This window comes from Dyadobacter chenhuakuii, assembly GCF_023821985.2.
GTDB lineage: Bacteria > Bacteroidota > Bacteroidia > Cytophagales > Spirosomataceae > Dyadobacter > Dyadobacter chenhuakuii.
The window spans coordinates 5753127-5775065 of the sequence record NZ_CP098805.1 but is presented as its reverse complement, the minus strand read 5'-3'; the positions used below and the strand labels follow the sequence as shown (position 1 = coordinate 5775065).

The window sequence follows — 21939 nt, the reverse complement described above, 5'->3', positions numbered from 1 at the left end:
TCTATGGCCACTTTGGGATCTTTTTCCTTGTTTGTTAATGCACTCACTCAAAAACTGAAATATCCGCTGCCGGGGGAATCAGCGCACCGGATCATGCAGGCTTCTTCAAAGCTCCGACTGACTTTCAAACCCAACGCCCGCACCCGAAAAAGCGCCGTTCTGGTTTTATTCTATCCTTATAAAGACGAAATCTATTTCCCGCTGATCCTTCGCCCGGCCTACGACGGCGTACATTCCGGACAAGTGGCATTCCCTGGCGGACGATTTGAAAATACAGACGAAAACCTGATCCGCACCGCTTTGCGCGAAGCGCAGGAAGAAATCGGCTTACGCTTGAATGATGTCAAAATCCTGGGCGTTCTTACCGAATTATTTATCCCGGCGAGTAACTTTTACGTTCTCCCTGTGATTGCCGCAATGCCTTACCGCCCCGACTTTTATCCCGACCCGCGGGAGGTGGAAGATATTTTTGAGATCAAATTAGAAGAAATTTATGATATTGAAATTATCGGTTCCAGCGACATACAAGTCCGTGGCGAACAGGTTCATGCACCGCATTATATGGTGCAGGGATACAAAATCTGGGGTGCCACAGCGATGATGATCAGTGAGCTTTTGACTGTTCTGAACGCGCCGGAAGGTGACCCGGAAAGCTAGAAATTAACGCTTTATTTGCTATATTAGCAGGTAATTCAAATCGATCTTCCGGTCAAGTCTGCGCTGTTCCGTCTTTCTGGAATAGCTCAGCGCTGTATCCCGAACCGGCTGATAACGATTGCCTTACAAATATTTACTGAGTACTTAAAACCTGGTTCCTCCTTCATTTATGGACGAAAACGGAGCTACGCCTGACGTAGAAGATAGCGGATTGCACGATAAACTGCCCATTTCGGGACTATATGAAAGTTGGTTTCTTGATTATGCATCTTATGTAATTCTGGAACGCGCGGTTCCAGCTGTAGAAGATGGCCTTAAGCCCGTTCAAAGGCGCATTATGCACGCGTTGAACGAGATGGACGACGGCCGTTTTAATAAAGTTGCCAATGTGGTAGGTTCTTCCATGCAATATCACCCGCACGGCGACGCCTCCATTTACGACGCCATTGTAAACATTGGCCAGAAAGAATTGCTTTTTGACACCCAGGGAAACTGGGGAGATATCCGCACGGGCGACGGGGCTGCTGCGGCGCGTTATATAGAAGTCCGTTTGTCGCGCTTTGCAAAGGAAATTGTTTTCAACGACGATACAACCGAATGGCAGCTTTCCTATGACGGCCGTAAGCGCGAGCCGGTAACATTGCCCGTTAAATTTCCGCTGCTCCTTTCCCTGGGCGTTGAAGGAATTGCGGTAGGCTTATCTACCAAAATTCTCCCGCACAACTTCTGCGAGCTGATCGAAGCGTCGATTAGCATTCTGCAAGGTAAGGAAGCTACCATTTACCCCGACTTCCTGACCGGCGGGCAAATTGACATTTCAAATTATAATGATGGTCACAGAGGCGGAAAAGTAAGGGTTCGGGCGCGGATCGAGGAAGAGGATAAGAAAATGCTTGTTATCCGCGATATTCCGTTCGGGACTACGACGACTTCCATCATTGATTCCATCATTAAGGCCAATGATACGGGGAAAATCAAGATCCGGAAAGTGGTCGATAACACGGCTGCAGAGGTGGAGATCCAGGTGCATCTGGCACCAGGTGTATCGCCCGACATTACGATGGACGCGCTTTATGCATTCACGGAATGTGAAGTTTCCATTTCGCCCAATGCCTGTATCATCATCGCCGACAAGCCGCATTTTGTTGGGGTAACCGAAATTTTAAAATACAACACGGGCCAGACGGTTCATTTGCTGCAACGCGAGCTTGAAATCAAGCGGTTAGCATTGCTGGAAAAGATCCTGTATGGTTCTCTGGAAAAAATATTCATTGAAAACCGCATTTACCGGGACATTGAAGAATGCGAAACTTTCGAGGCGGTAATCCGGACCATTGACAAAGGACTTGAACCCTACAAGCCGCAATTTTACCGAGAAATAACGGACGAAGACATTGTAGAGCTGACCGAGATCAAGATCAAGCGTATTTCAAAATACGATGGTTACAAGGCGGACGAGTTGATGAAAAAGTGGCAGGAAGAATTGGCTGAAACCGAGGATAACCTCGTGCATATCACCCGTTTTGCCATTGAATATTACAAAGACCTGCTCAAAAAATACGGCAAAGGCCGTGGCCGCAAAACCGAAATCCGGGCATTCAACCAGATCTCGGCGAACATTGTGGCAGCCAACAACCAAAAATTATATGTGAACCGAGCCGAAGGTTTTATCGGTTACGGGCTCAAAAAAGACGAATTCGTAACAGACTGCTCCGACATTGACGACATTATTGTTTTCAAATCCGACGGGAGATGTTTGGTTACGAAAATCCAAGAAAAGGTTTTCGTCGGGAAAGACATTATTCACTGTGCGGTTTTTGTCAAAAACGATGAGCGGATGGTTTATAACCTCGTGTATCTGGATGGCAAAACGGGCGTTTCCTACATTAAAAGATGCCAGATCACCGCAGTCACCCGCGATCGTGAGTACGACCTTACACAGGGCACGCCAAAATCCAAGATCACTTATTTCACAGCGAATGAAAACGGTGAAGCTGAAATCATTGCGGTGAGTTTATCGGCTCAGAGCAAAGCAAAAGTGAAGCAGTTTGACTTCAATTTTGCAGACTTGCTGATCAAGAACCGCAGTGCAATGGGAAACATTCTGACGAAATATCCTGTCAGGAAAATTATATTAAAACAGGCCGGCCGCTCTACATTAGGCGGCGTTGATATGTGGTTCGATCCGATTATCGGACGTCTGAACCGGGATGAACGAGGAGAATATTTAGGCAACTTCGGTCCCTCCGACAGCATTCTGGTTATTTATAAAGAAGGGTCTTACGAGCTTACGAACTTTGACCTGACCAATCATTACGTCTCTAATGAAGTGGTGTTGGTCAAAAAGTTTGATCCGAAAATGGCTATTACCGCATTGTACTATGACGGCGGCCAGAAAAACCATTTCATTAAACGATTTAACATTGAGACTTCGACGCGGGACAAGAAATTCTTGTTTATCAGCGACGCCAAAAACAGTAAGTTACTGCTGGCCAGCACCGATAAGCGCCCGAGATTGGAAGTTATCTTACCCAAAACAGCCACCAAGGAGCAATCAAAAGAAGAATATGTGATTGAAGAAATGGTCGATGTGCGCGGCTGGCGGGCAATGGGAAACAAGCTTCCTAACGACAAGTTCAAGGACGTTCGCTGGCTGGAACCGCTGCCAGAACCGGAGGAAGAAGCAGTTATAGCAGAAGTTCCTAATGAGGAGGTCTCGGATGAAGACAGCGCTACTGAGGACGTTGGGGGTGAGGAGATTGCCACTGAGGAAGTTGCAGATGGAGACATTAAGGAAGCGGAAGCTGCCGAACAAGAAGACAATGCGGGAGATATTCCGCCAGCGGACGATAAGGCAAAACCAGAGACGGACGACTCAAAATCTGAGACTGGCGAAGACGCAAAATCCGATACAAAGCCAAAAAAAGAGCCTAAAAAACGGAAGGATGAGAAAAACCAGCTGGGGCTTTTTTAAGTGATTAATCAAAAAAAAATAAAAAGAAAATCAGCAACGATGAATGCTGCCCGATGCGTACAGTCTACTAGTATAACATCGTGTACAAAAGACCGGAATATTACAAAGAGTTGGTACATTAGAAGACAACTTCAAGTATACGAGTGAAAAATTTGATTAAAACCATATTACTCTTATTATTTGCGTGCATGGTTTTTATCTTGCTTTGTAACCTCTGGGTGGTGTATAATACAAGGCAGTACAATTATTTTTCAATCGAGAACCTGCCTTCCAATGACGTCGCGCTTGTGCTAGGGACGAGCAAGAAATCCGAGAAGGGGAAGGAAAATCTTTTTTTCAAATACCGGATGGAGGCGACCGCCCGGTTGTTTAAAGAGGGTAAAATCAAGTACATTATTCTGAGCGGAAACAATGATTCCCAATACTATAATGAACCGCTTGATATGCAAAGAGCGTTACTGAACCTGGGAATACCCGAGAACGTCATGACACTGGATTATGCTGGGTTCAGGACATTTGATTCGATCATTCGTTGCAAAGAGGTTTTTAATCAGGACAACTTCACGATCATTTCACAAAATTTCCATAATGCAAGGGCACTCTATATCGCTCATAATGAAGGCATTAATGCCATATCATTTGCAGCGCAGGATGTGCCGGACGGATATTCGCTCCGTACATTGGTGCGCGAGTATCTGGCAAGGCCGAAGGCTGTTCTGGACGTTCATATATTGCGTCCCGCGGCAGATGTTACCTCAAACAATGAGATAAGAAAAAAATGAGAAATTGGAATGAGGGAAATGATTCGGCACACGCACCGATCCAGACATATAGCTTGAAAAAAACATTACTTTGCCTGCTCCTATTTGCATTAGTTTGTACTACCAACTCTTTCTCGCAGACCACTTACACGATCAAAGGGAAGATAACGGACGCGACAACCGGTGACGCCATTCCTTTTGCTAATGTTGGCATAAAAGCCTCACTGGCAGGCGCTACAACTAATTTCGACGGCTTCTACCAAATCACTTTCACCCCTCCAGCGGACTCGGTCATTGTTACCTATGTAGGCTATGAGAGCAAAAGCAAACCGATCAAACCCGACCTCACTGAGCAAACCATTGACATACAACTTTCTCCGGGAACATTGCAGCTGAAAGAAGTCAGGATATTTGCCGGGGAAAATCCGGCTTATGCCATTATGCGTAAAATTGTTGCAGGGAAAGACAAAAACAACACAGACCAACTGGACGCTTACGAGTATGAAAGCTATAATAAGATTCAGATTGACATTGATAACCTGTCTGACAAATTCAGGAACAGGAAGTCTGTCAAGAAGATGACGCATATCGTTGATAAATATGATGAGGTGAAGGGAGAAAACGGTGAGACAATCATTCCAATTTTCATATCCGAATCAGTATCAGACGTTTATTATCGCCGTAATCCGAAGAAAAAGAAGGAGATCATTAATAAAACCAAAGTCTCCGGCGTAGGCCTCACCGACGGGAGCCTCGTCTCACAGTTGATCGGATCGTCCTTTCAGCAGTATAATTTTTATAATAACTGGCTGAATATCTTAGACAAAGACTTTGTTTCCCCCATTGCCGACAGCTGGAAGGTTTACTATGAATATTATCTGTCCGACAGTGTAAAAAACGGCGACCAGTATGATTATCAGATTGATTTTGAGCCTAAACACGAGCAGGACCTGGCATTCATAGGGTCGTTTTGGGTGGATGGCGAAACATATGCGCTGACACAAATGGACGTAAGTGTGGGCAAGCGCGCAAATTTGAATTTCATTGAAAAGATCAAGGTTCAGCAGTCCTACGAGTTTTTTGAAGAGCAAAACGAATGGGTAACGTCGAAAACGCGGGTGCTGATTGATGTAGATGAGCCTACAAAGCAGACTGCCGGCATGTTGTTGAAGTTTTATTCAGCCAATTCAAAATACAAGATCAATAGTCCGCGCGATCCCAAATTTTACGACACGGCCATTGAGCTGAAAGAGGATTACATGCAGCATGACTCGGCTTATTGGCAAAAAAGTCGCCCGGAATCGCTGAGTGCGAACGAGTTGCTTTCTTTCCAGCTTGTCGATTCACTGAAAATGCTGCCGGTGGTGAAAACTTACACCGAAATCCTGAATATCCTGGTAAACGGCTACAAGCGAATCGACAAATGGAACATTGACATTGGTCCTTATTTGTATTTGTATGCCAATAATAAGGTTGAAGGCCACCGGTTCAGGTTGGGTTTCAAAACGGATCCCGGATTCAGCAGGAAGTGGATTTTCAGTGGTTATGGTGCTTATGGAACGAAAGATAAGGCTTTCAAATATGGCGCGGGGATGGATTACATTATCGACCGGCAACCCTGGACGATGGCTGGCATCAGTTATTCCAAAGATCTGGAACGGCTTGGTGTTTCTGCGGAGACGATCGGGCCTAACACATTGTTCGGGGCATTTTCACGTTTCGGCGCTTTCCGCAGGGCCTATTGGCAGGAAGACATTTCTGCCTATTTCAAAAGGGAATTGGTGAAAGGATTAACCGGGAGCATCCAGATCCGCCACCGTGATTTCAGGCCGTTATTTCCTTTTACCTATAAAACAAATCCTGAGGCTGGCATTGAATCTCCGGTGAAAAGCACATTTGATATCACTGAGATAAACCTGGAAACGCGCCTCGCGAGCAAGGAGACTTTTTTGCAAAATGATAATGAGCGCATCAGCATGGGAAACGGCAATTCGCCCGCCTTTACATTGCGTTACACATTGGGAATCAAGAACTTCCTAGGTGGAGATTTTAATTATAATAAATTTTCCTTCAACATTAAGCAGAGTTTCCGCTTTGGCGTTATCGGCCGCACTTATTACAATGTGACATTCGGCCTCATTCCTTCCACATTGCCTTACCCATTGCTTTATACGCCGCTAGGGAACGAGTCGCTGTTTTATGTGGACAATGCATTTAACCTTATGCGATACTTCGAATTCATGAGCGACCGCTATGTTGCGTTGCGCGTTGAGCACAATTTCGAAGGCTTTTTATTGAACAGGATTCCCGCTATCCGCAAGCTGAAACTGCGCATGCTGGCAACAGGAAGGGTTTTCTATGGCAGTGTTTCGGATGCAAACTTGTCACTTTCGACAACGACGGATGAGTCGGGGAATGAAATTCAGGCATTTAATAAACTCAAAGACAGGCCTTACATTGAGCTTGGCTATGGCATTGACAATATTTTCAAGGCAGGCCGTATTGACTTTGTGCACAGACTTACTTACCTCAGCAATCCGAATGTGACGCCATTTGCAGTCAAGATTTCTTTCTGGTTCAGCCTGTAAGCGGTCAGATGCGTTTCAGATCTTTGGATGCATAAGTTAAATGCACCACCTGCCCTACTTCCATGTCCATTCTGTTTCTGTAAAAGGATAATTTCTCCTTTTTGGCATTAACACAGCGGATTTCCCAATGATTTCCGTGGAACCGGATCGCCTCCACTTTCCCCTGCCATCTGCTCTTTTCCGGATTTTTTGTAGGCTTGATTTTCTCCGGGCGGATATAAAATTGCTTGGAATTTACATCGCCGGCAAGCCAATTTATATCGCCTGTCAGCTCAGCTACATAACTGTCAACCGGCTGGTTATAGACCTCCTGTGGTGTTCCCGTCTGAATAATTTTACCTTCGCGGAGCACCGCAATCCGGTCCGACCAGGCCAGGGCATCTGCGGCTTCGTGCGTAACGAACACACAGGACATTCTCTGCTCTTTCCGCATGGTTTCAATGGCGCTGGCCAACACGCGGCGGTTGTGATTGTCCAGGTGCGCAAACGGCTCGTCGAGAAGCAAGACATCCGGCTGCTCAGCCAATGCTTTTGCAATCGCAGTCCGCTGTTTCTCACCGCCGGACAGCAGCTTGGCTTTTTGACTTTTTACAGATTCCAAACCCGTGATGGAAAGCAGTTCAGCTACCTTTTCCTTTCTATAATCTGCATTATAAAATCGCAGCGAGTACGCAATGTTCTCCTCAACGGTCTGATTAGGGAAAAGCTCAAATTCCTGGTGGATGAGCTTGATGGATTCGTGGCCGGGAATGAGCTCGCCGCTCACCGGTTTTAATTGCTCTTCTTTGAAAAAGACTTTACCTTCCTCCGCATCCTGAAAACGTCCCAGGATACGGAGTAAGGTGCTTTTACCCGACCCGCTTTCGCCCAATATACCAAGCCATTCGCCCGCATTGAGTTGTAAATCAATGTTGGACAGAACCGGCTTTACGCCAAAGCTTTTCGTAAGGGATTGCGCGCGAAGGGTAATTTTGTCTTTCTTCATTATGCCCAGGTAATCTTGTTTTCCATAGGCGTGCGACGGGCCGGCGCTTCCGGTGCATCGTGGTAACCCATGAAATACAATCCAAGACATTTCTGATTTTCGGGGATGCCAGCAAATTTGGCCAGAAGGTCGAGCACGCCCGGGCTGCTCCAATAAGAACCAATGCCATAAGCTGTTGCTGTAAGCCACATATTTTGCACTGCGCAAGCCACAGAAGCAGTCTCTTCCCATTCCGGAAGCTTATCCGGATGCAGTTCGGCACAGATCAGCACCACGACATTGGATTTAAGCACTTTCTCGCCTGCTGCGTCATATCTTGCCTGTGAAAATGATTCGGGAGGCGTCACTGTGCGATATCTTTCCGTGAAAAATCCTGCAAGCTTGTTCAGGCTCTCGCCTTTATAAACTACAAAACGCCAGGGCTCTGTCAATTTATGGGTTGGGGCGTAATTTGCATTTTCAAGGATCGTCATCAGGACGTCTTCGGGAATGTCTTTTTCGATATAACTGGGCGGAAAAATACTGCGTCGGTTACGGATTACCTGATTAACTGCCTCAACTGTTTGTTCCATTGCAATAAAATTTACTTCTGATTTGTCAAAAAAACAAAGCTAGCAATCTGTAAGTAAAATTTACCAACATCGTGCACAACTTTGCCGTTAAACAATTAATTTGGGCGGCTCCTTGGTGAAATCCGCTAAATTGGCCTCAATAAATTTCACTTCAACCAACCTGACACAAGATGCTTGTTACTACTACTCCGAACATTGAAGGCAAAAAAATCATTAAGTACATTGGTTTGGTAAATGGTGAAGCCATTATCGGCGCCAACTTTTTCAAAGATTTTCTGGCCGGGATCCGGGATGTGGTAGGCGGTCGCTCGGGCTCTTATGAGCAGGGCCTGCGGGAGGCTAAAAGCATTGCTATTCGTGAAATGATGGATCAGGCGCAAAGATTAGGCGCTAACGCGGTGATTGGTGTCGACATTGATCTGGAAACCATTGGTGGAAACAGCTCGATGCTGATGGTAAGCGCAAACGGCACCGCAGTTTGCTTTGAGTAACGAGTAGGAACAAAAAAATGGCCTACCGCATTACAGTAGGCCATTCCACGTAAACCCTCCTCTATCAGTGTTCGTCAAAAATGTTATTGGGTGTCTGACAGGGCGTCAGTCCCAGGCAACAATTTGCTTGACTGAATACTAATAACTAAAATTCTGTGCCAAATTATCAAACAAAAGCAAACAGACAAAAATTTATCAAAGTTTTTTTAGATTTATGTAGATTACTTACTACAAAAAATCGGAATGATACAGTTATTTAAACCTATCTGAACAATCCTAAAAGGCGTTGCTGTTTAATTATTCGTCAAATCCGGGAATTCATTCCCCAATCTTTTCACCACCTCTATTTTCAGCATATCTGACGCGTCATTTCAATGTGTTCAATGTTGTCTTCAAGGTAAATTTCGCTGGATTGCACGAAGCCGAAGGAGCCGTAGAACTTCTTTAAATACAACTGTGCCCCGATCCGTATGATGCTTTTGCCATACAACAATTCCACCTTTTTTATCGACTCATTCAGCAGTTCGATGCCATAACCCTTTCCTCTTCCCTTAGCAGCAACCGCAATCCTGCCAATGGATGGATACTCGTACGAAACGCCGGGTGGCAAAATGCGAGCGAAAGCCATAAGCTGCCCATCCGCATAGCCCGACAAATGATGTGACTTCTGATCCTTACCGTCTGTATCCAGATAATTACATCTTTGCTCGACCACAAACACCTCATTTCGCAATCGTAGAATGCTGTAAAGTTCGTTTGTATCGAGCTCCTCGAAAGTTTTGAATTTCCAGGCTAATTTTAAATCCATTTGTGACAGTTGTTCTTGAAAGAATATATTTTTACCTGAATTAAATCGTCTTTCATAAATTTGCAGCGAATTAACTACATAACATTTTACAAAGCTAAGCATGGGAAGAGCTTACGAATATAGAAAAGCGCGGATGTTCAAGCGTTGGGACAAAATGGCCAAAACCTTCACGAGGATTGGAAAAGATATTGTCCTTGCTGTAAAAAGCGGAACCGCTGATCCTAATACAAACGCAAGGCTCAGGGTTCTTTTACAAAACGCCAGGGCTGCCAACATGCCCAAAGACACCGTAGAAAGGGCTATCAAACGCGCTACGTCAAAAGACCAGGAGGATTACAAAGAAATGGTGTACGAAGGTTACGGCCCGCATGGCGTCGCAATCCTCGTGGAAAGCACAACAGACAATCCAACAAGAACGGTGGCGAATGTGCGGAGCTATTTCAATAAGCTGGGCGGAAGTCTCGGCACAATGGGCATGCTGGATTTCATTTTTGACCGGAAATGTATTTTTAAGATCAAAAATGCTGGTGGCAAAGATCTGGAAGAGTTCGAATTCGAATTGATCGACGTGGGCGGTGAAGAGGTTTTTTTAGATGAAGAAACCAACCTCATCAACATTTACGGAGAATTCACGGCATTCGGCGCTTTGCAGCATTATCTGGAAGAAAACGGTTATGAAATCGTAGAAGCGGATTTTGAACGCATCCCAAATGATACCAAAAAGCTGACCGACGATGAAGTTGCGGAAGTTGAAAAGCTGATTGAGAAGATCGAGGACGACGATGACGTGCAGCGCGTTTACCACAACATGGGTTAATGCTTAATGCAAGGCGATAATCTTGTGTTGTCGTTTCATAAATTCAAATTGGTCGCCGGGTCCTTTTCCCAGCAGCGACGCGCCAACCGGCGATGAAGAAGAGACTGCTATCACGGTCTCTTCTTCTATTTTTACTGCTCCCAGGCTCACAGCGATCAAAAACCAGCCCGCGCTGGTTTCCAGTAATGATCCTACTGCTGCCCGTACGGCAACTTCATTATCGTGTATTTTTTCCAGAACCAATCTTTCCAGCCGCACCTGCTCGTATTGCCTGGCGTGCATATTCCTATCCAGTTGCCCCATAGACCGGGAAGTTTCGTATTTATCGCCCATTGAGCTTTTCCCCTGATCATTCGCCGACGATTGCGCAGCTTCCATCGCGTTCCAAGCCACCATCATCCGCTCTTCCAGAAGTGATTTCAGATAAGTTATTAATGCTGCCTTATTCATTCTGATCCGATTTTTTAAGCTTTCTTCTTCACCGGAAAATCCCCGGTAAGGTTCCAAAGATAGTCAGCTGCGATGAAGAAATAGGAAGGGGAAATTTCCAAATGCGTTTTCGCGTTGCCGGGTTCCTTATTATCTTTGCCAAACTTTCTTGAATACCAGCAATGACAAAACTTTCGGTCCGGCACTTACTTGGAATTAAAAACCTGAACGAGAATGACATTCAAACCATTTTAGACACAGCAACTCAGTTCAAGGACGTCATTAACCGGCCCATCAAGAAAGTCCCATCGCTTCGGGACATTACCATAGCAAACGTTTTTTTCGAAAATTCCACCCGTACAAGGCTTTCTTTTGAGCTAGCCGAAAAGCGTCTTTCTGCGGATGTGGTAAATTTTTCTGCTTCCGGGAGTTCGGTCAAGAAGGGCGAAACACTGCTCGATACGGTCAATAACATCCTGGCTATGAAAGTGGATATGATCGTCATGCGTCATAGCAGCCCCGGAGCTCCCCATTATCTTTCCACACGTATCCCTGCCAATGTTGTCAATGCAGGTGACGGCACGCACGAGCATCCTACACAGGCCTTGCTAGATGCATTTTCCATGCGAGAAAAGCTGGGCGACCTGGCCGGCAGGAAAATTGCCATTATCGGCGACATTACACATTCGCGTGTGGCGCTTTCCAATATTTTTTGTTTGCAAAAACTAGGAGCAGAAGTGATGGTTTGTGGGCCGTCCACATTGATTCCCAAGCATTTGGATGAACTGGGTGTAAAAATTAGTCATAATGTAAAAGAAGCGCTGGAATGGTGCGATGTGGCCAATGTGCTCCGCATTCAGCTTGAACGTCAGCAGATCAAGTATTTCCCATCGTTAAGGGAATATTCACTTTATTACGGCATTAATAAAGCCATGCTGGACAGCCTGAACAAAGATATTGTCCTCATGCACCCGGGCCCGATCAACCGCGGCGTTGAGCTTTCCTCCGACGCGGCCGATTCCAGCCATTCTATCATTCTGAACCAGGTCGAAAACGGTGTCGCGGTGCGGATGGCGGTGCTTTATCTGCTTGCCCAGCAATAGCCAAATTTCGATTTCCCCATTTTCCTGCCGCATAATGTGCACGCGAATATATTCCGGCGTGTAAGGGACTATTTTTAGATAAAATTTTACCTTTACCAGCATCCACAAAAACCGATTCTGATGATTCACACGGAAGGAATGCTGCGCGACGATGCACTGAAAGGCAAAACCATTATTGTTACCGGCGGCGGAACTGGCTTAGGCAAATCCATGGCCACTTACTTTTTGAAGCTCGGCGCCAACATTGTGATTTGCAGCAGACGGCTCGAAGTGCTTGAAAAAACCGCGAAAGAACTCCAAGAGAGCACGGGAGGCAATGTTCTCGCTGTGGAATGTGACGTCCGCAAAAACGAGCAGATCGAAAATGTGATCGCAAAAGCCATTGAGAAGTTTGGCAGCGTAAATGGGCTGGTGAATAATTCAGCAGGAAATTTTATCAGTCCTACCGAACGACTTTCCTACAAGGCAGTGGATGTGGTGGTGGACATTGTTTTGCGCGGAACCTACTATTTCACGCTCGCTTTGGGCAAATACTGGATTGACAACAACATTAAAGGAACGGTTCTCAATATTTCAACAACGTATGCCTGGACGGGTTCGGGCTGGGTTGTGCCCTCCGCGATGGCGAAAGCGGGTGTGCTGGCCATGACCAAATCACTGGCTTTCGAATGGGCGGATCATGGCATCAGGCTCAATGCCATTGCACCCGGACCATTTCCTACCAAGGGAGCCTGGGAGCGCCTGTTTCCGGAAGAATTAGCCAAGAAATTCTCCCTTGAAAGCCGCATTCCGCTGGAACGCGTAGGCGATCATCAGGAACTGGCCAATCTCGCAGCTTACTTGATGTCTGATTTTTCGGCCTATATGACGGGCGAAGTCATTACCCTGGACGGAGGTGAAGTGCTGGCTGCCGGGCAGTTCAATTTCCTGAAAGAAGTCACTGACGATCAGTGGGATGCAATTGAAGATCAGATTAAAAATGCCAACCGGAACAGCAAGAAACCAGAATAAAAATTTTCTTACCGTTTTATTGGGTAATTTTACCTGTTCGTTCGTTATTTGACAAATGATGAAAACATGTACATGAGAACTACTTTAAGCTTTTATATCTGTGTTTTAACTGCCTCGCTGCTAGCTGGATGCGCGTCCAACAAGCCGATGAAGCAATTGCCCGAAGCCCAGGTCCGCCCCTCTCAGCAATCTGCGCCGGTTAACGAAGAACTCTCCCTGATTGCGATTCAAAGTAAATATCTGATAAAAGACAGCACACAGGCGAAAGTTTACCTTTACGTGGATGCTTTCAAAGGCAAAAACCCCATCGCTCCTGCCGACTTCATTCGCTTATATAACCTCAATTACGTCATTTACTCAGATTATGGAACGAGAGATCGGCTTGGTTATGGCAATGTAAAGCTGGATTCGTCCAATGTTTCCCAGATCGGACAGAAGATAGTGATCTCCTACGATCTTAAAAGCCCGGACAAGGAATATGGTGTTTTGCTAAGTGAAATAAGTCAGACAGGAACATTGAAGAAAGTCCTTAATGATCTCACAATCAGGTTCAAAAAACAGGGCGTAAACGAAACATACGGCATTTACACAACCAACAGCAATCAGCCGTTGCAAAGGCACTATATCAATTCAAACGAGCCATTTACATTAAAAAAGGCATCCGGCGGAAGTGAGCAATTGCAAGTTTTTTACTACAATCACGATTTTGAAGCGGCCGGGTCACCGATGAACATTGCTGCAAAGAATGTTGCCAAGTCGCTTGAAGTTGACAGCTCGTTTACGATCAATTCTGACCAGCAGATTACGTTTACGAAGGAAGGTCTCTATAACATTTTTGCAGATACAACACAATCAGAAGGCTTAGGCATACTCGTTGTCAATGAGCGCTTTCCGAAGATGACACGTCCGCGAAACCTGCTCGGGCCGTTGCTTTACATGAGCACAAACAATGAGATTAACGAAATCAAGAAAGCAGAAGATTACAAAAAAGCACTGGATAAATATTGGCTGACATTGATGAACGGAAATGCGCCTTTGGCACAGCAATCCATTCGTTCGTTTTATGGTCGGGTTGAAGAAGCTAACCAGCTTTTTACAACATATAAAGAAGGGTGGAAAACCGATAAAGGCATGATCTATATCGTGTTAGGGCCGCCGGATAAAGTTCAGCGCAGCAAAGATCGGGAAGTATGGACCTACGATCAACGCGGCAATGCGCAGAACGTCAATTTTACATTTAACAGAAAAAACAATCAATTCGTGGATGATCATTATGAACTGGTTCGGTACGCCGAATACCAGCCTATTTGGTATCCAGTTGTAGAAGCATGGAGAAACGGCAGTATACGGTAAGAAAACCCGCCCCAAGACAGTCCCAGGCCGACATGGTTTTTGGTACGCAATCAGTATTGGAAACCCTTCGCTCAGGCAAGGAAATAGAACGATTATTCATTCAGAGAGAGTTTGGACTTGCTGAAATTGAGAAACTCGCAAAGGAACTAGGCGTTCCCTTTCAGCGGGTTCCGGTTGAAAAACTTAACCGCGTAACCCGAAAAAATCACCAGGGCGTTATCGCTTTCGTGTCCCCGATCCAGTATATGCCCCTTCACAACGTGCTCACGCAGGTGTATGAGGAAGGCAAAACACCATTATTGCTTCTTTTAGACAGAATCACAGACGTAAGAAACTTCGGGGCTATCGCAAGGACCGCTGAATGTGCTGGCGTACAGGCGCTTATCGTACCCACAAAAGGTGGCGCGCAGATCAATGCGGATGCAATGAAAACGTCATCCGGTGCATTGAACTTCCTGCCCGTTTGCCGTGAGCCCAACCTTTACGAGACATTACAATATCTCCGTAACAGCGGTTTACAGATCATTGCCTGTACAGAGAAAACAGAAAAATCACTTTACGAAATTGATTTCTCAATCCCTACGGTCATAATCATGGGTTCAGAGGAAGATGGGATTTCAAAAGAATTCATCCAGCTAGCAGATTCCGGAGCAAGGATTCCGCTAAACGGACAAGTAGAGTCGCTGAATGTTTCTGTGGCTAGTTCGATTGTCCTTTATGAAGCTGTGAGGCAGCGGATTAAGTAATATTGCAATTCTATGCTTGTCAGCCTGGTCGAAGGCGCGCTACTCCTTGGTAACGTGCCTTCGACTCCGCTCAGGCTGACATGGCGCTCTACTCCTTGGTAACGCGCCTTCGCCCAGGCTGACAGTGAACCCGTGACAGGATCAAGGCAGCTTACTGCCGAAAACTCTTCATAATCCACCCACCACCAACCACATCATCTCCTTCATAAAATACAGCAGCTTGCCCTGGTGCGATGCCGTTTACACCGTCGTGGAAGCGGGCGATGATTTTGTCTGGTTCGATTTGCTCGATAATGGCAGGGGTTCCGTCGTGCTTGTAGCGCACTTTGGTAACCGTTTCCAATGGCTTTTCGAGTGAAGCGTATTTCTGCAAATTTAGTTTGCTAACATACATTCCGTCCCTGAAAAGGTCGGGTAAGTCGCCTAGCACCACTTCGTTTGTCTCTTTCCTAATCTCGGTAACGAATGCGGGTTTGCCCAATGCAATGCCCAGGCCTTTACGCTGGCCGACGGTATAGAATGGATAACCTTCGTGTTTTCCCACGATTGTGCCATCTTCAAAAACGAAATTTCCACCTGCCACTTCGGCTTCTAATCCAGGAATTCTTCTTTTCAAAAATCCTCTATAATCATTATCCGGCACAAAGCAGATTTCATAGCTTTCCGATTTGTTGACCAGATCAATAAAGCCCCTTTCCCGGGCCATTTCCCGGATTTCTGATTTGTGCAGATAACCCAATGGCAATTTTGTGCGGGCAAGGCTTTCCTGCGAAACACCCCATAGCACGTAGCTTTGATCCTTCCAGCTGTCAATGCCTTTGGAAACATAGTAACGGCCGTCATGGAACTGCATATTGGCATAATGTCCCGTTGCAATGTGCTCGCAATCCAGGCGATCTGCCCGTTTGAGCAAAGCATCCCATTTAATGTGCGTGTTGCACAAAACACAAGGATTAGGCGTGCGGCCTTCCAGATATTCGCCTGTAAAATGATCGATTACATAATCGCCGAATTCAGCGCGTATATCCAGGATGTAATGTGGGAAACCCAATTCGACAGCAATAGTCCGTGCGTCGTTGATGGAATCAAGGGAGCAGCAGCCGGTTTCTTTCTTGGTGCCGCCGCTGCTGGCGTAATCCCAGGTTTTCATGGTCATGCCGATGACCTCGTAACCTTGTTCGTGTAACATAACAGCTGCAAGAGAGCTGTCGATGCCGCCACTCATGGCGACCAAAATACGTCCGTGTTTGCTCATTCCGGGAATCTGCGAAGGTTGAATGCCTTCCGATTTTGTTTAAGTTGAAATTTTTTAACAGCTACTCAGCCAACATTTGTTCCTTATAAAATGCAAAGGTAAGATTTATAATCCGCAGGCCCGCAATTTCGCTAAGCATTCACCTGCCGGATGACATTCTTTATATTCAATTCAATAATGTCGGTCATGCTTTCACACCGATGATATTGATTGTCTGAATAATGCTTGAACAGTCCTTCGCGAAGCTGGTGAATGTTGTCGATGGTTGAAATGTTGTCCTTGATCGAAACGTCGCGAAGTTCTTTGAGCCGGTATCTTTCGCTTCGGGCCTGGTACATGATCGACGATTGCTCTTCCTGCTGATATTGCAGCACGGTTTTATCGGTCAGATATTCCATGGCGAGCTCCACATATGGCCGGTTTTCTTTGAAAAACTGGGGCATATACACTTTGATGTTGCCTTCATAAAATTGCTGGTCAAAGTCGATGGCGCGGAGACGGAACTGGAAATCGTCGAAATCCGGGGTGATTTGCATGACGAAATTGTAGGAACGCATGTCCCCAAGCAGTGTGATCATGCAGCGTTCATTGAATTTCACGAATTCTTTGGCAATCCGGATCGGGTTATAATCGGGCTCGCGTAAACGTGTCCTGGCAAATTCATCACCGGGAATGCCCGCAATGTGCTCTTCGATCAGACTATCGCCATCCACCAGATAATTGACCTGATTTGGAGAAAAAATTTCTTCCAGCTCCAGGCCATAAATCCTGGATGCGTCTGCTTTCTTGACATAAAAATAGTCGTAAATGTCATTCAGCCGGTTTACAATCTTGATTCTAAACGGATTGGAATTTCCGAATTTGCAATAATCAATGCGGTCGATGTATTTGTGCTCAACAATGCGCAGGTTACCTGATGCTTTCAGCATGGCGTAAGCTTTTTTTAGGCCGTTATGCAACCGGTCGATTTCATGAGGTGGATAGAGCGGACTTTCCCACAGGGTATCCTTGCCATTTTTATCCATGACCGGAAAAGACTCATAAAAATTGAGCAGGTCAACATAGCCCACCGGCAACTTTGCATCGCGCTGGTAAAATCGCAGATATTTCCGCAGCTCCGCGCTGACGGGATAAATTGGCTTCTTCTTTAAAATTTTAACATCACCATGTTCCATAGAGGAAGTTAACATTTTATAATGATTAAATTAGACGAGACTTTCGTTATAGAATTATGGCATTATACGGTTTGGCAGTTTGTGGCGGGAAAAGTTTGCGAATGGGCACGGACAAAAGCCAGCTGCAATATTTTGGCATTACGCAGGCCGATCGTGTGATAAATCTCCTTTCACCGCTGTGTGACGAAGTCTTTATTTCCTGCAACCGCACACAATCTTCGATTTTTGAAAATAAAAAAACACTGGCCGACTTACCTGAATTTGAAGACATTGGCCCGATGGCCGCTTTACTTTCAGCATTTAAAACTTACCCGAATGCAGACTTTCTGATAGCAGGCTGTGACTACCCTTTCCTTACGGCGGATGCTCTTTCCGATTTTTTATCCGCTATCCAAAAGGGCACTATTGCCGCGGCTTTTTACAATTCCGAAGAAAAATATGAGCCGTTACTTGCTTGGTATGCGCAGGATGCGGCGCCGCTTCTACTCGAACGTTTCGAGCGCGGACATCACAGTTTGCAGCATTTTTTGAGGGAAATTAATGCTGAAAAATACATTCCAGTATCAGAAAAAGTAATGCTCAGTGTCGATTCTCCTGAGGCTTATGATCAGGTTAAAGCGGCTCTCAATGTTCATCATGAAAATTAATTAAATGGAAATCAATGCAATAGCGCAGCAGCGCATCAGGGTGATAACCAGCAGCGGCAACAAGGATGCGGAAGACGACCTGGCTGTGGAAGAACCGCTGGAAATTCAGCTTTCCTACATTGAATCCGGAAAAAAGATCAAAAAAAGTATTTCTGTAACGATGCGGACGCCGGGCAATGACGATGAGCTGGCGGTTGGTTTTCTGTTTACGGAAGGCATTGTTGCAGAAAAAAGCCAGGTTAAGGCGGCTGCAAATGATATTTCTGATGAAAATAAAGTGATTGTCAATCTGGCCGAAGCGTTTGTGCCCGTGATTAATTCGCTGGAAAGGAATTTTTACACCACATCCAGTTGCGGAGTTTGCGGGAAAGCCAGCATTGATGCAATCAAGACGATTTCGGCGTATCAAAATGATGATAACACGTTGCTGGTAAGCAAGAAAGTTATCTTCTCATTGAAAGATCAGCTGAATGTGCAGCAAAGTATTTTTGAAACCACCGGCGGACTGCATGCCTCGGCGCTTTTTGATGTTAACGGAGATTTTATTGCCTTGCGGGAAGATGTAGGCAGGCATAATGCACTGGACAAACTGATTGGAAATGCGCTGCTAAACGACCTGCTCCCGCTTGCCGACAAAATCCTGCTTCTGAGCGGACGGGCAAGTTTCGAATTGATCCAAAAAGCCGGGATGGCTGGCATTCAGGTGGTGGCCGCCATTGGTGCGCCGTCCAGCCTGGCTGTAAAACTGGCCGAAGAAAGCAACATAACGCTGATTGGTTTTTTAAAAAATGACAAGTTCAATATTTACTCAGGTTTCGAAAGAATTTCAGAATTATGAAAATACGCATTCAACGCAATTCTGTGCGTTATAGATTGAGCAGGACTGATATCCAAAAACTCAGTACAGAAGGTTATCTCGAAGAAGTCACGCCATTTGGTGATTCTCTATTTATTTATGGCGTAAAAAAATCTGCTGACGTCTCCGAACTCACCGCAGATTTCCGGAATGGTAAGATCTTGTTACACATTCCTGAACAACTGACCGATGGATGGGCGGACAATAATGTGGTAGGTTATGACGGAGAAATGTTGTTTGGCAACAATGGCAGCTTGAAATTACTGATTGAGAAAGATTTCAAATGCTTGGATAATGTTACTGAGGATCAATCGGATAATTATGAAAACCCTGCAAAAACCTGTTAACCATGCCCAATGACCAGCGTAATGTTGCCGGGGCTGAAAATCCCGATAAATTAACCGGCCTCAAAAAAACGGAGATCAAGAAAGTGGCTGCCGGCATTCCGGCTGTTGTTTCCAGTTTTCAGAAAACCATTAGCGAGGCAGGTGTGCAGCGTGGCATGAAAGCGCTTTTTAACCTGAATAAAAAAGGTGGTTTCGACTGCCCAAGCTGCGCATGGCCCGATCCGGACGATGAGCGCTCGGGCATTGCGGAATATTGTGAGAATGGCGCCAGGGCGGTTGCCGAGGAAGCAACATTGAAGAAACTGGACGCGACATTCTTTGCTCAGAATTCGGTGGAAGCATTAGGAAAGCTGTCTGATTATGAAATTGGCGGCAAAGGCCGGATTGCTGCGCCAATGTTTCTGCCGCCAGGCGGGAAGTTTTATCAGCCCATTTCCTGGAAAGCTGCTTTTGAAAAAATTGCATTGGAACTGAACCGGTTGGCATCGCCAGACGAGGCCGTTTTTTACACTTCCGGCCGGACAAGCAATGAAGCCGCCTTCCTATATCAGCTTTTTGTACGCGAATTTGGCACCAATAACCTGCCCGATTGCAGCAATATGTGCCATGAAAGCAGCGGCGTTGCTTTGGGGGAATCGCTGGGCATCGGGAAAGGCTCCGTGAAACTCGATGATTTTTACGAGGCTGAGGTCATTATGATTTTAGGACAAAATCCGGGGACCAATCATCCGCGCATGCTTACCGCATTGCAAAAGGCGAAAGCGAATGGCGCGACGATCATTTCAATTAATCCTTTGCCTGAAACGGGTTTGATGGGTTTCAATAATCCACAAACAGTGCAGGGAATTTTAGGAGCTAATCCCGCCCTGACCGACATTTTCCTGCAAGTCAAAATCAACGGTGATCTTGCATTGCTGAAAGCCATCGAAATACTGCTGCTTAAAGAAGAGAAACGCAATCCGGGAATGGTGTTCGACCGAAACTTCATAGCAAATAATACAGCAGGTTATAGCGACTTCATCCAGCATCTGAAAGAATTGGATGCGCAGGAACTCGCACGCATCAGCGGCATCTCGCTAGGCCAGATTCAGCAGGTTGTGGACGTTTTGGCCGGGAAAAGCAAGATTATCGCGTGTTGGGCGATGGGCCTGACGCAGCATAAGAATGCAGTGGACACGATCAAAGAAATTGTAAACCTGCTGTTGCTGAAAGGCAGCATTGGCAAACCGGGCGCGGGCACATGCCCTGTACGCGGCCATAGCAATGTGCAAGGCGACCGGACGATGGGAATTTTTGAGAAGCCAACGGACCAGTTCCTGGATTCCATTGAGCGCAACTTTCATTTTGCTCCTCCCAGAAAACACGGATTCGACGTGGTAGAGTCCATTAAGGCCATGCACGAAGGCAGTGCCAAGGTATTTTTTGCGATGGGAGGCAACTTTCTGAGTGCTACACCGGATACAAGATTTACAGCCGAAGCGCTCAGCAAATGCCGCCTGACAGTACACGTTTCGACCAAGCTGAACCGGAGCCATCTGGTAACGGGTGAACAAGCGCTGATCCTTCCCTGCCTGGGAAGAAGCGATATGGATATGCATAAGGGTGAAAGCAGGTTTATTTCCTGTGAAAATTCAATGGGCGTAATTCAGCTTTCCAAGGGCGTTTTGCCGCCGGTTTCGGATCAGTTACTGAGTGAGCCGGTGATCATTTGCAGGCTGGCGAAAGCTGTTTTGGGCCGGAAAAGCCAGATTAACTGGGACATTTACGCCGAAGATTATGACGTGATCCGCGCTGACATTGAAAGGACAATTCCAGGCTTTGATAACTATAATGAGCGCGTACGCGTGCCAGGCGGATTTTATTTACCCAATTGCAACCGGGACGGATATTTTGACACATTGTCTCAAAAAGCGCATTTCAATATCGGCAAGCTATTTGATCCCGAACTGAAAGAGGATGAGCTGATGATGATGACCATCCGCAGCCACGACCAGTTCAACACCACGATTTATGGCCTGAATGATCGTTATCGAGGCATTCACAACGAGCGGCGCGTGATTTTGATGAACGAAAATGACATCGCAAAACGGGATCTGAAAAGCGGCGATCTGGTGGATCTGTATAACCATTATGACGGCATTGAGCGGGTTGCGTACAAGTTTGTCGTTGTCCCCTACCCGATTCCGGAAGGTTGCACAGCCACTTATTTTCCTGAAACGAATGTCCTCGTTCCTATTAACAGCGTGGCAGATAAAAGCAACACGCCGACTTCCAAACTGGTTATTCTCACAATTCGCAAGCATTTAAGCGCATGAACCATTAAAACGGAGTTTAAAAAGATTCGACTTGGAGGAAGATGCTTTT

20 protein-coding genes are annotated in these 21939 nt (G+C 46.0%); 14 read left to right on the top strand and 6 right to left on the bottom strand.

The window, feature by feature from the left end; all coding sequences use genetic code 11:
• Positions 1–3: 3 nt before the first annotated feature.
• The 4 genes from NFI80_RS24240 (at position 4) to NFI80_RS24225 (ending at position 6980) form a co-directional block, all read left to right on the top strand.
• Positions 4–657, top strand: a complete 654-nt coding sequence (locus NFI80_RS24240) for an NUDIX hydrolase (protein ID WP_235164106.1) — start codon at positions 4–6, stop codon at positions 655–657.
• Positions 658–826: 169 nt separating this feature from the next.
• Positions 827–3631, top strand: a complete 2805-nt coding sequence (locus tag NFI80_RS24235; RefSeq protein ID WP_235164105.1) for a DNA gyrase/topoisomerase IV subunit A — start codon at positions 827–829, stop codon at positions 3629–3631.
• 221 nt (positions 3632–3852) lie between these two features.
• Positions 3853–4413, top strand: coding sequence for a SanA/YdcF family protein (locus NFI80_RS24230; protein ID WP_310587955.1), 561 nt, complete (start codon positions 3853–3855; stop codon positions 4411–4413).
• On the top strand, positions 4410–6980 hold the full coding sequence (locus tag NFI80_RS24225; RefSeq protein ID WP_235164104.1) for a DUF5686 and carboxypeptidase-like regulatory domain-containing protein: 2571 nt from the start codon (positions 4410–4412) through the stop codon (positions 6978–6980). Before NFI80_RS24230 ends, NFI80_RS24225 begins: the two co-directional genes overlap by 4 nt.
• A 4-nt stretch (positions 6981–6984) precedes the next feature.
• Here NFI80_RS24225 and NFI80_RS24220 read toward each other — a convergent pair whose 3' ends face one another.
• Together NFI80_RS24220 and NFI80_RS24215 are read right to left on the bottom strand one after the other, a co-directional pair.
• The gene (locus NFI80_RS24220; RefSeq protein WP_235164103.1) at positions 6985–7965 is read right to left on the bottom strand and encodes an ABC transporter ATP-binding protein; all 981 of its coding nucleotides are present in this window, start codon (positions 7963–7965) and stop codon (positions 6985–6987) included.
• On the bottom strand, positions 7965–8537 hold the full coding sequence (locus tag NFI80_RS24215; RefSeq protein ID WP_233797064.1) for a nitroreductase family protein: 573 nt from the start codon (positions 8535–8537) through the stop codon (positions 7965–7967). The genes NFI80_RS24220 and NFI80_RS24215 overlap by 1 nt, the downstream gene beginning before the upstream one ends.
• 170 nt (positions 8538–8707) lie before the next feature.
• Here NFI80_RS24215 and NFI80_RS24210 point away from each other — a divergent pair, with 170 nt between their 5' ends.
• Positions 8708–9028, top strand: a complete 321-nt coding sequence (locus tag NFI80_RS24210; protein ID WP_233797065.1) for a heavy metal-binding domain-containing protein — start codon at positions 8708–8710, stop codon at positions 9026–9028.
• Positions 9029–9377: 349 nt separating this feature from the next.
• Here the strand turns inward: NFI80_RS24210 and NFI80_RS24205 are convergent, their stop codons facing one another.
• On the bottom strand, positions 9378–9836 hold the full coding sequence (locus NFI80_RS24205; RefSeq protein WP_235159412.1) for a GNAT family N-acetyltransferase: 459 nt from the start codon (positions 9834–9836) through the stop codon (positions 9378–9380).
• Positions 9837–9936: 100 nt separating this feature from the next.
• On the opposite strand from NFI80_RS24205, the gene NFI80_RS24200 reads away from it, so the two are divergent.
• Positions 9937–10653, top strand: coding sequence for a YebC/PmpR family DNA-binding transcriptional regulator (locus NFI80_RS24200; RefSeq protein ID WP_233797067.1), 717 nt, complete (start codon positions 9937–9939; stop codon positions 10651–10653).
• A 3-nt stretch (positions 10654–10656) separates the two neighbouring features.
• Here NFI80_RS24200 and NFI80_RS24195 read toward each other — a convergent pair whose 3' ends face one another.
• Entirely contained in the window at positions 10657–11103 is a 447-nt protein-coding gene (locus tag NFI80_RS24195) for a transcription elongation factor (RefSeq protein ID WP_233797068.1), read from the bottom strand.
• A 161-nt stretch (positions 11104–11264) separates the two neighbouring features.
• Here NFI80_RS24195 and NFI80_RS24190 point away from each other — a divergent pair, with 161 nt between their 5' ends.
• The 4 genes from NFI80_RS24190 (at position 11265) to rlmB (ending at position 15295) form a co-directional block, all read left to right on the top strand.
• The gene (locus NFI80_RS24190; protein ID WP_235164102.1) at positions 11265–12185 is read left to right on the top strand and encodes an aspartate carbamoyltransferase catalytic subunit; all 921 of its coding nucleotides are present in this window, start codon (positions 11265–11267) and stop codon (positions 12183–12185) included.
• A gap of 120 nt (positions 12186–12305) precedes the next feature.
• Positions 12306–13196, top strand: a complete 891-nt coding sequence (locus NFI80_RS24185; protein WP_235164101.1) for an SDR family oxidoreductase — start codon at positions 12306–12308, stop codon at positions 13194–13196.
• 147 nt (positions 13197–13343) lie between these two features.
• On the top strand, positions 13344–14549 hold the full coding sequence (locus NFI80_RS24180) for a GWxTD domain-containing protein (protein ID WP_310587988.1): 1206 nt from the start codon (positions 13344–13346) through the stop codon (positions 14547–14549).
• Positions 14525–15295 carry a 23S rRNA (guanosine(2251)-2'-O)-methyltransferase RlmB gene (gene rlmB / locus NFI80_RS24175; RefSeq protein WP_026628216.1) on the top strand — a complete coding sequence of 257 codons (771 nt, stop codon included), beginning with the start codon at positions 14525–14527 and terminating at the stop codon, positions 15293–15295. The genes NFI80_RS24180 and rlmB overlap by 25 nt, the downstream gene beginning before the upstream one ends.
• 151 nt (positions 15296–15446) lie before the next feature.
• On the opposite strand, the gene mnmA is transcribed toward rlmB, so the two are convergent.
• Complete coding sequence (gene mnmA / locus NFI80_RS24170; RefSeq protein WP_235164099.1) at positions 15447–16550, bottom strand: tRNA 2-thiouridine(34) synthase MnmA; 1104 nt, start codon at positions 16548–16550, stop codon at positions 15447–15449.
• A gap of 131 nt (positions 16551–16681) precedes the next feature.
• A complete protein-coding gene (locus tag NFI80_RS24165; protein WP_233797108.1) occupies positions 16682–17725 on the bottom strand; it encodes a hypothetical protein in 1044 nt (347 codons plus the stop codon).
• 56 nt (positions 17726–17781) lie between these two features.
• Here NFI80_RS24165 and mobA point away from each other — a divergent pair, with 56 nt between their 5' ends.
• The 4 genes from mobA to NFI80_RS24145 are packed head-to-tail and all read left to right on the top strand — an operon-like array spanning position 17782 to position 21890.
• The gene (gene mobA, locus NFI80_RS24160; protein ID WP_235164098.1) at positions 17782–18372 is read left to right on the top strand and encodes a molybdenum cofactor guanylyltransferase; all 591 of its coding nucleotides are present in this window, start codon (positions 17782–17784) and stop codon (positions 18370–18372) included.
• A gap of 4 nt (positions 18373–18376) precedes the next feature.
• Positions 18377–19210: a formate dehydrogenase accessory sulfurtransferase FdhD gene (gene fdhD / locus NFI80_RS24155; RefSeq protein WP_235164097.1), complete on the top strand. Its 834-nt coding sequence runs from the start codon at positions 18377–18379 to the stop codon at positions 19208–19210.
• Complete coding sequence (locus NFI80_RS24150; RefSeq protein WP_235159403.1) at positions 19207–19575, top strand: DUF7009 family protein; 369 nt, start codon at positions 19207–19209, stop codon at positions 19573–19575. The genes fdhD and NFI80_RS24150 overlap by 4 nt, the downstream gene beginning before the upstream one ends.
• A 2-nt stretch (positions 19576–19577) precedes the next feature.
• Positions 19578–21890: an FdhF/YdeP family oxidoreductase gene (locus tag NFI80_RS24145; protein ID WP_235164096.1), complete on the top strand. Its 2313-nt coding sequence runs from the start codon at positions 19578–19580 to the stop codon at positions 21888–21890.
• Positions 21891–21939 lie beyond the last annotated feature (49 nt).

Excerpts from the sequence above, each read along its gene's own strand:
- NFI80_RS24240 (WP_235164106.1), top strand. The coding sequence starts at position 4 with ATGGCCACTTTGGGATCTTTTTCCTTGTTTGTTAATGCACTCACTCAA.
- NFI80_RS24235 (WP_235164105.1), top strand. The coding sequence starts at position 827 with ATGGACGAAAACGGAGCTACGCCTGACGTAGAAGATAGCGGATTGCAC.
- NFI80_RS24225 (WP_235164104.1), top strand. The coding sequence starts at position 4,410 with ATGAGAAATTGGAATGAGGGAAATGATTCGGCACACGCACCGATCCAG.
- NFI80_RS24220 (WP_235164103.1), bottom strand. The coding sequence starts at position 7,965 with ATGAAGAAAGACAAAATTACCCTTCGCGCGCAATCCCTTACGAAAAGC.
- NFI80_RS24215 (WP_233797064.1), bottom strand. The coding sequence starts at position 8,537 with ATGGAACAAACAGTTGAGGCAGTTAATCAGGTAATCCGTAACCGACGC.
- NFI80_RS24210 (WP_233797065.1), top strand. The coding sequence starts at position 8,708 with ATGCTTGTTACTACTACTCCGAACATTGAAGGCAAAAAAATCATTAAG.
- NFI80_RS24205 (WP_235159412.1), bottom strand. The coding sequence starts at position 9,836 with ATGGATTTAAAATTAGCCTGGAAATTCAAAACTTTCGAGGAGCTCGAT.
- NFI80_RS24200 (WP_233797067.1), top strand. The coding sequence starts at position 9,937 with ATGGGAAGAGCTTACGAATATAGAAAAGCGCGGATGTTCAAGCGTTGG.
- NFI80_RS24195 (WP_233797068.1), bottom strand. The coding sequence starts at position 11,103 with ATGAATAAGGCAGCATTAATAACTTATCTGAAATCACTTCTGGAAGAG.
- NFI80_RS24190 (WP_235164102.1), top strand. The coding sequence starts at position 11,265 with ATGACAAAACTTTCGGTCCGGCACTTACTTGGAATTAAAAACCTGAAC.
- NFI80_RS24185 (WP_235164101.1), top strand. The coding sequence starts at position 12,306 with ATGATTCACACGGAAGGAATGCTGCGCGACGATGCACTGAAAGGCAAA.
- NFI80_RS24180 (WP_310587988.1), top strand. The coding sequence starts at position 13,344 with ATGAAGCAATTGCCCGAAGCCCAGGTCCGCCCCTCTCAGCAATCTGCG.
- rlmB (WP_026628216.1), top strand. The coding sequence starts at position 14,525 with ATGGAGAAACGGCAGTATACGGTAAGAAAACCCGCCCCAAGACAGTCC.
- mnmA (WP_235164099.1), bottom strand. The coding sequence starts at position 16,550 with ATGAGCAAACACGGACGTATTTTGGTCGCCATGAGTGGCGGCATCGAC.
- NFI80_RS24165 (WP_233797108.1), bottom strand. The coding sequence starts at position 17,725 with ATGGAACATGGTGATGTTAAAATTTTAAAGAAGAAGCCAATTTATCCC.
- mobA (WP_235164098.1), top strand. The coding sequence starts at position 17,782 with ATGGCATTATACGGTTTGGCAGTTTGTGGCGGGAAAAGTTTGCGAATG.
- fdhD (WP_235164097.1), top strand. The coding sequence starts at position 18,377 with ATGGAAATCAATGCAATAGCGCAGCAGCGCATCAGGGTGATAACCAGC.
- NFI80_RS24150 (WP_235159403.1), top strand. The coding sequence starts at position 19,207 with ATGAAAATACGCATTCAACGCAATTCTGTGCGTTATAGATTGAGCAGG.
- NFI80_RS24145 (WP_235164096.1), top strand. The coding sequence starts at position 19,578 with ATGCCCAATGACCAGCGTAATGTTGCCGGGGCTGAAAATCCCGATAAA.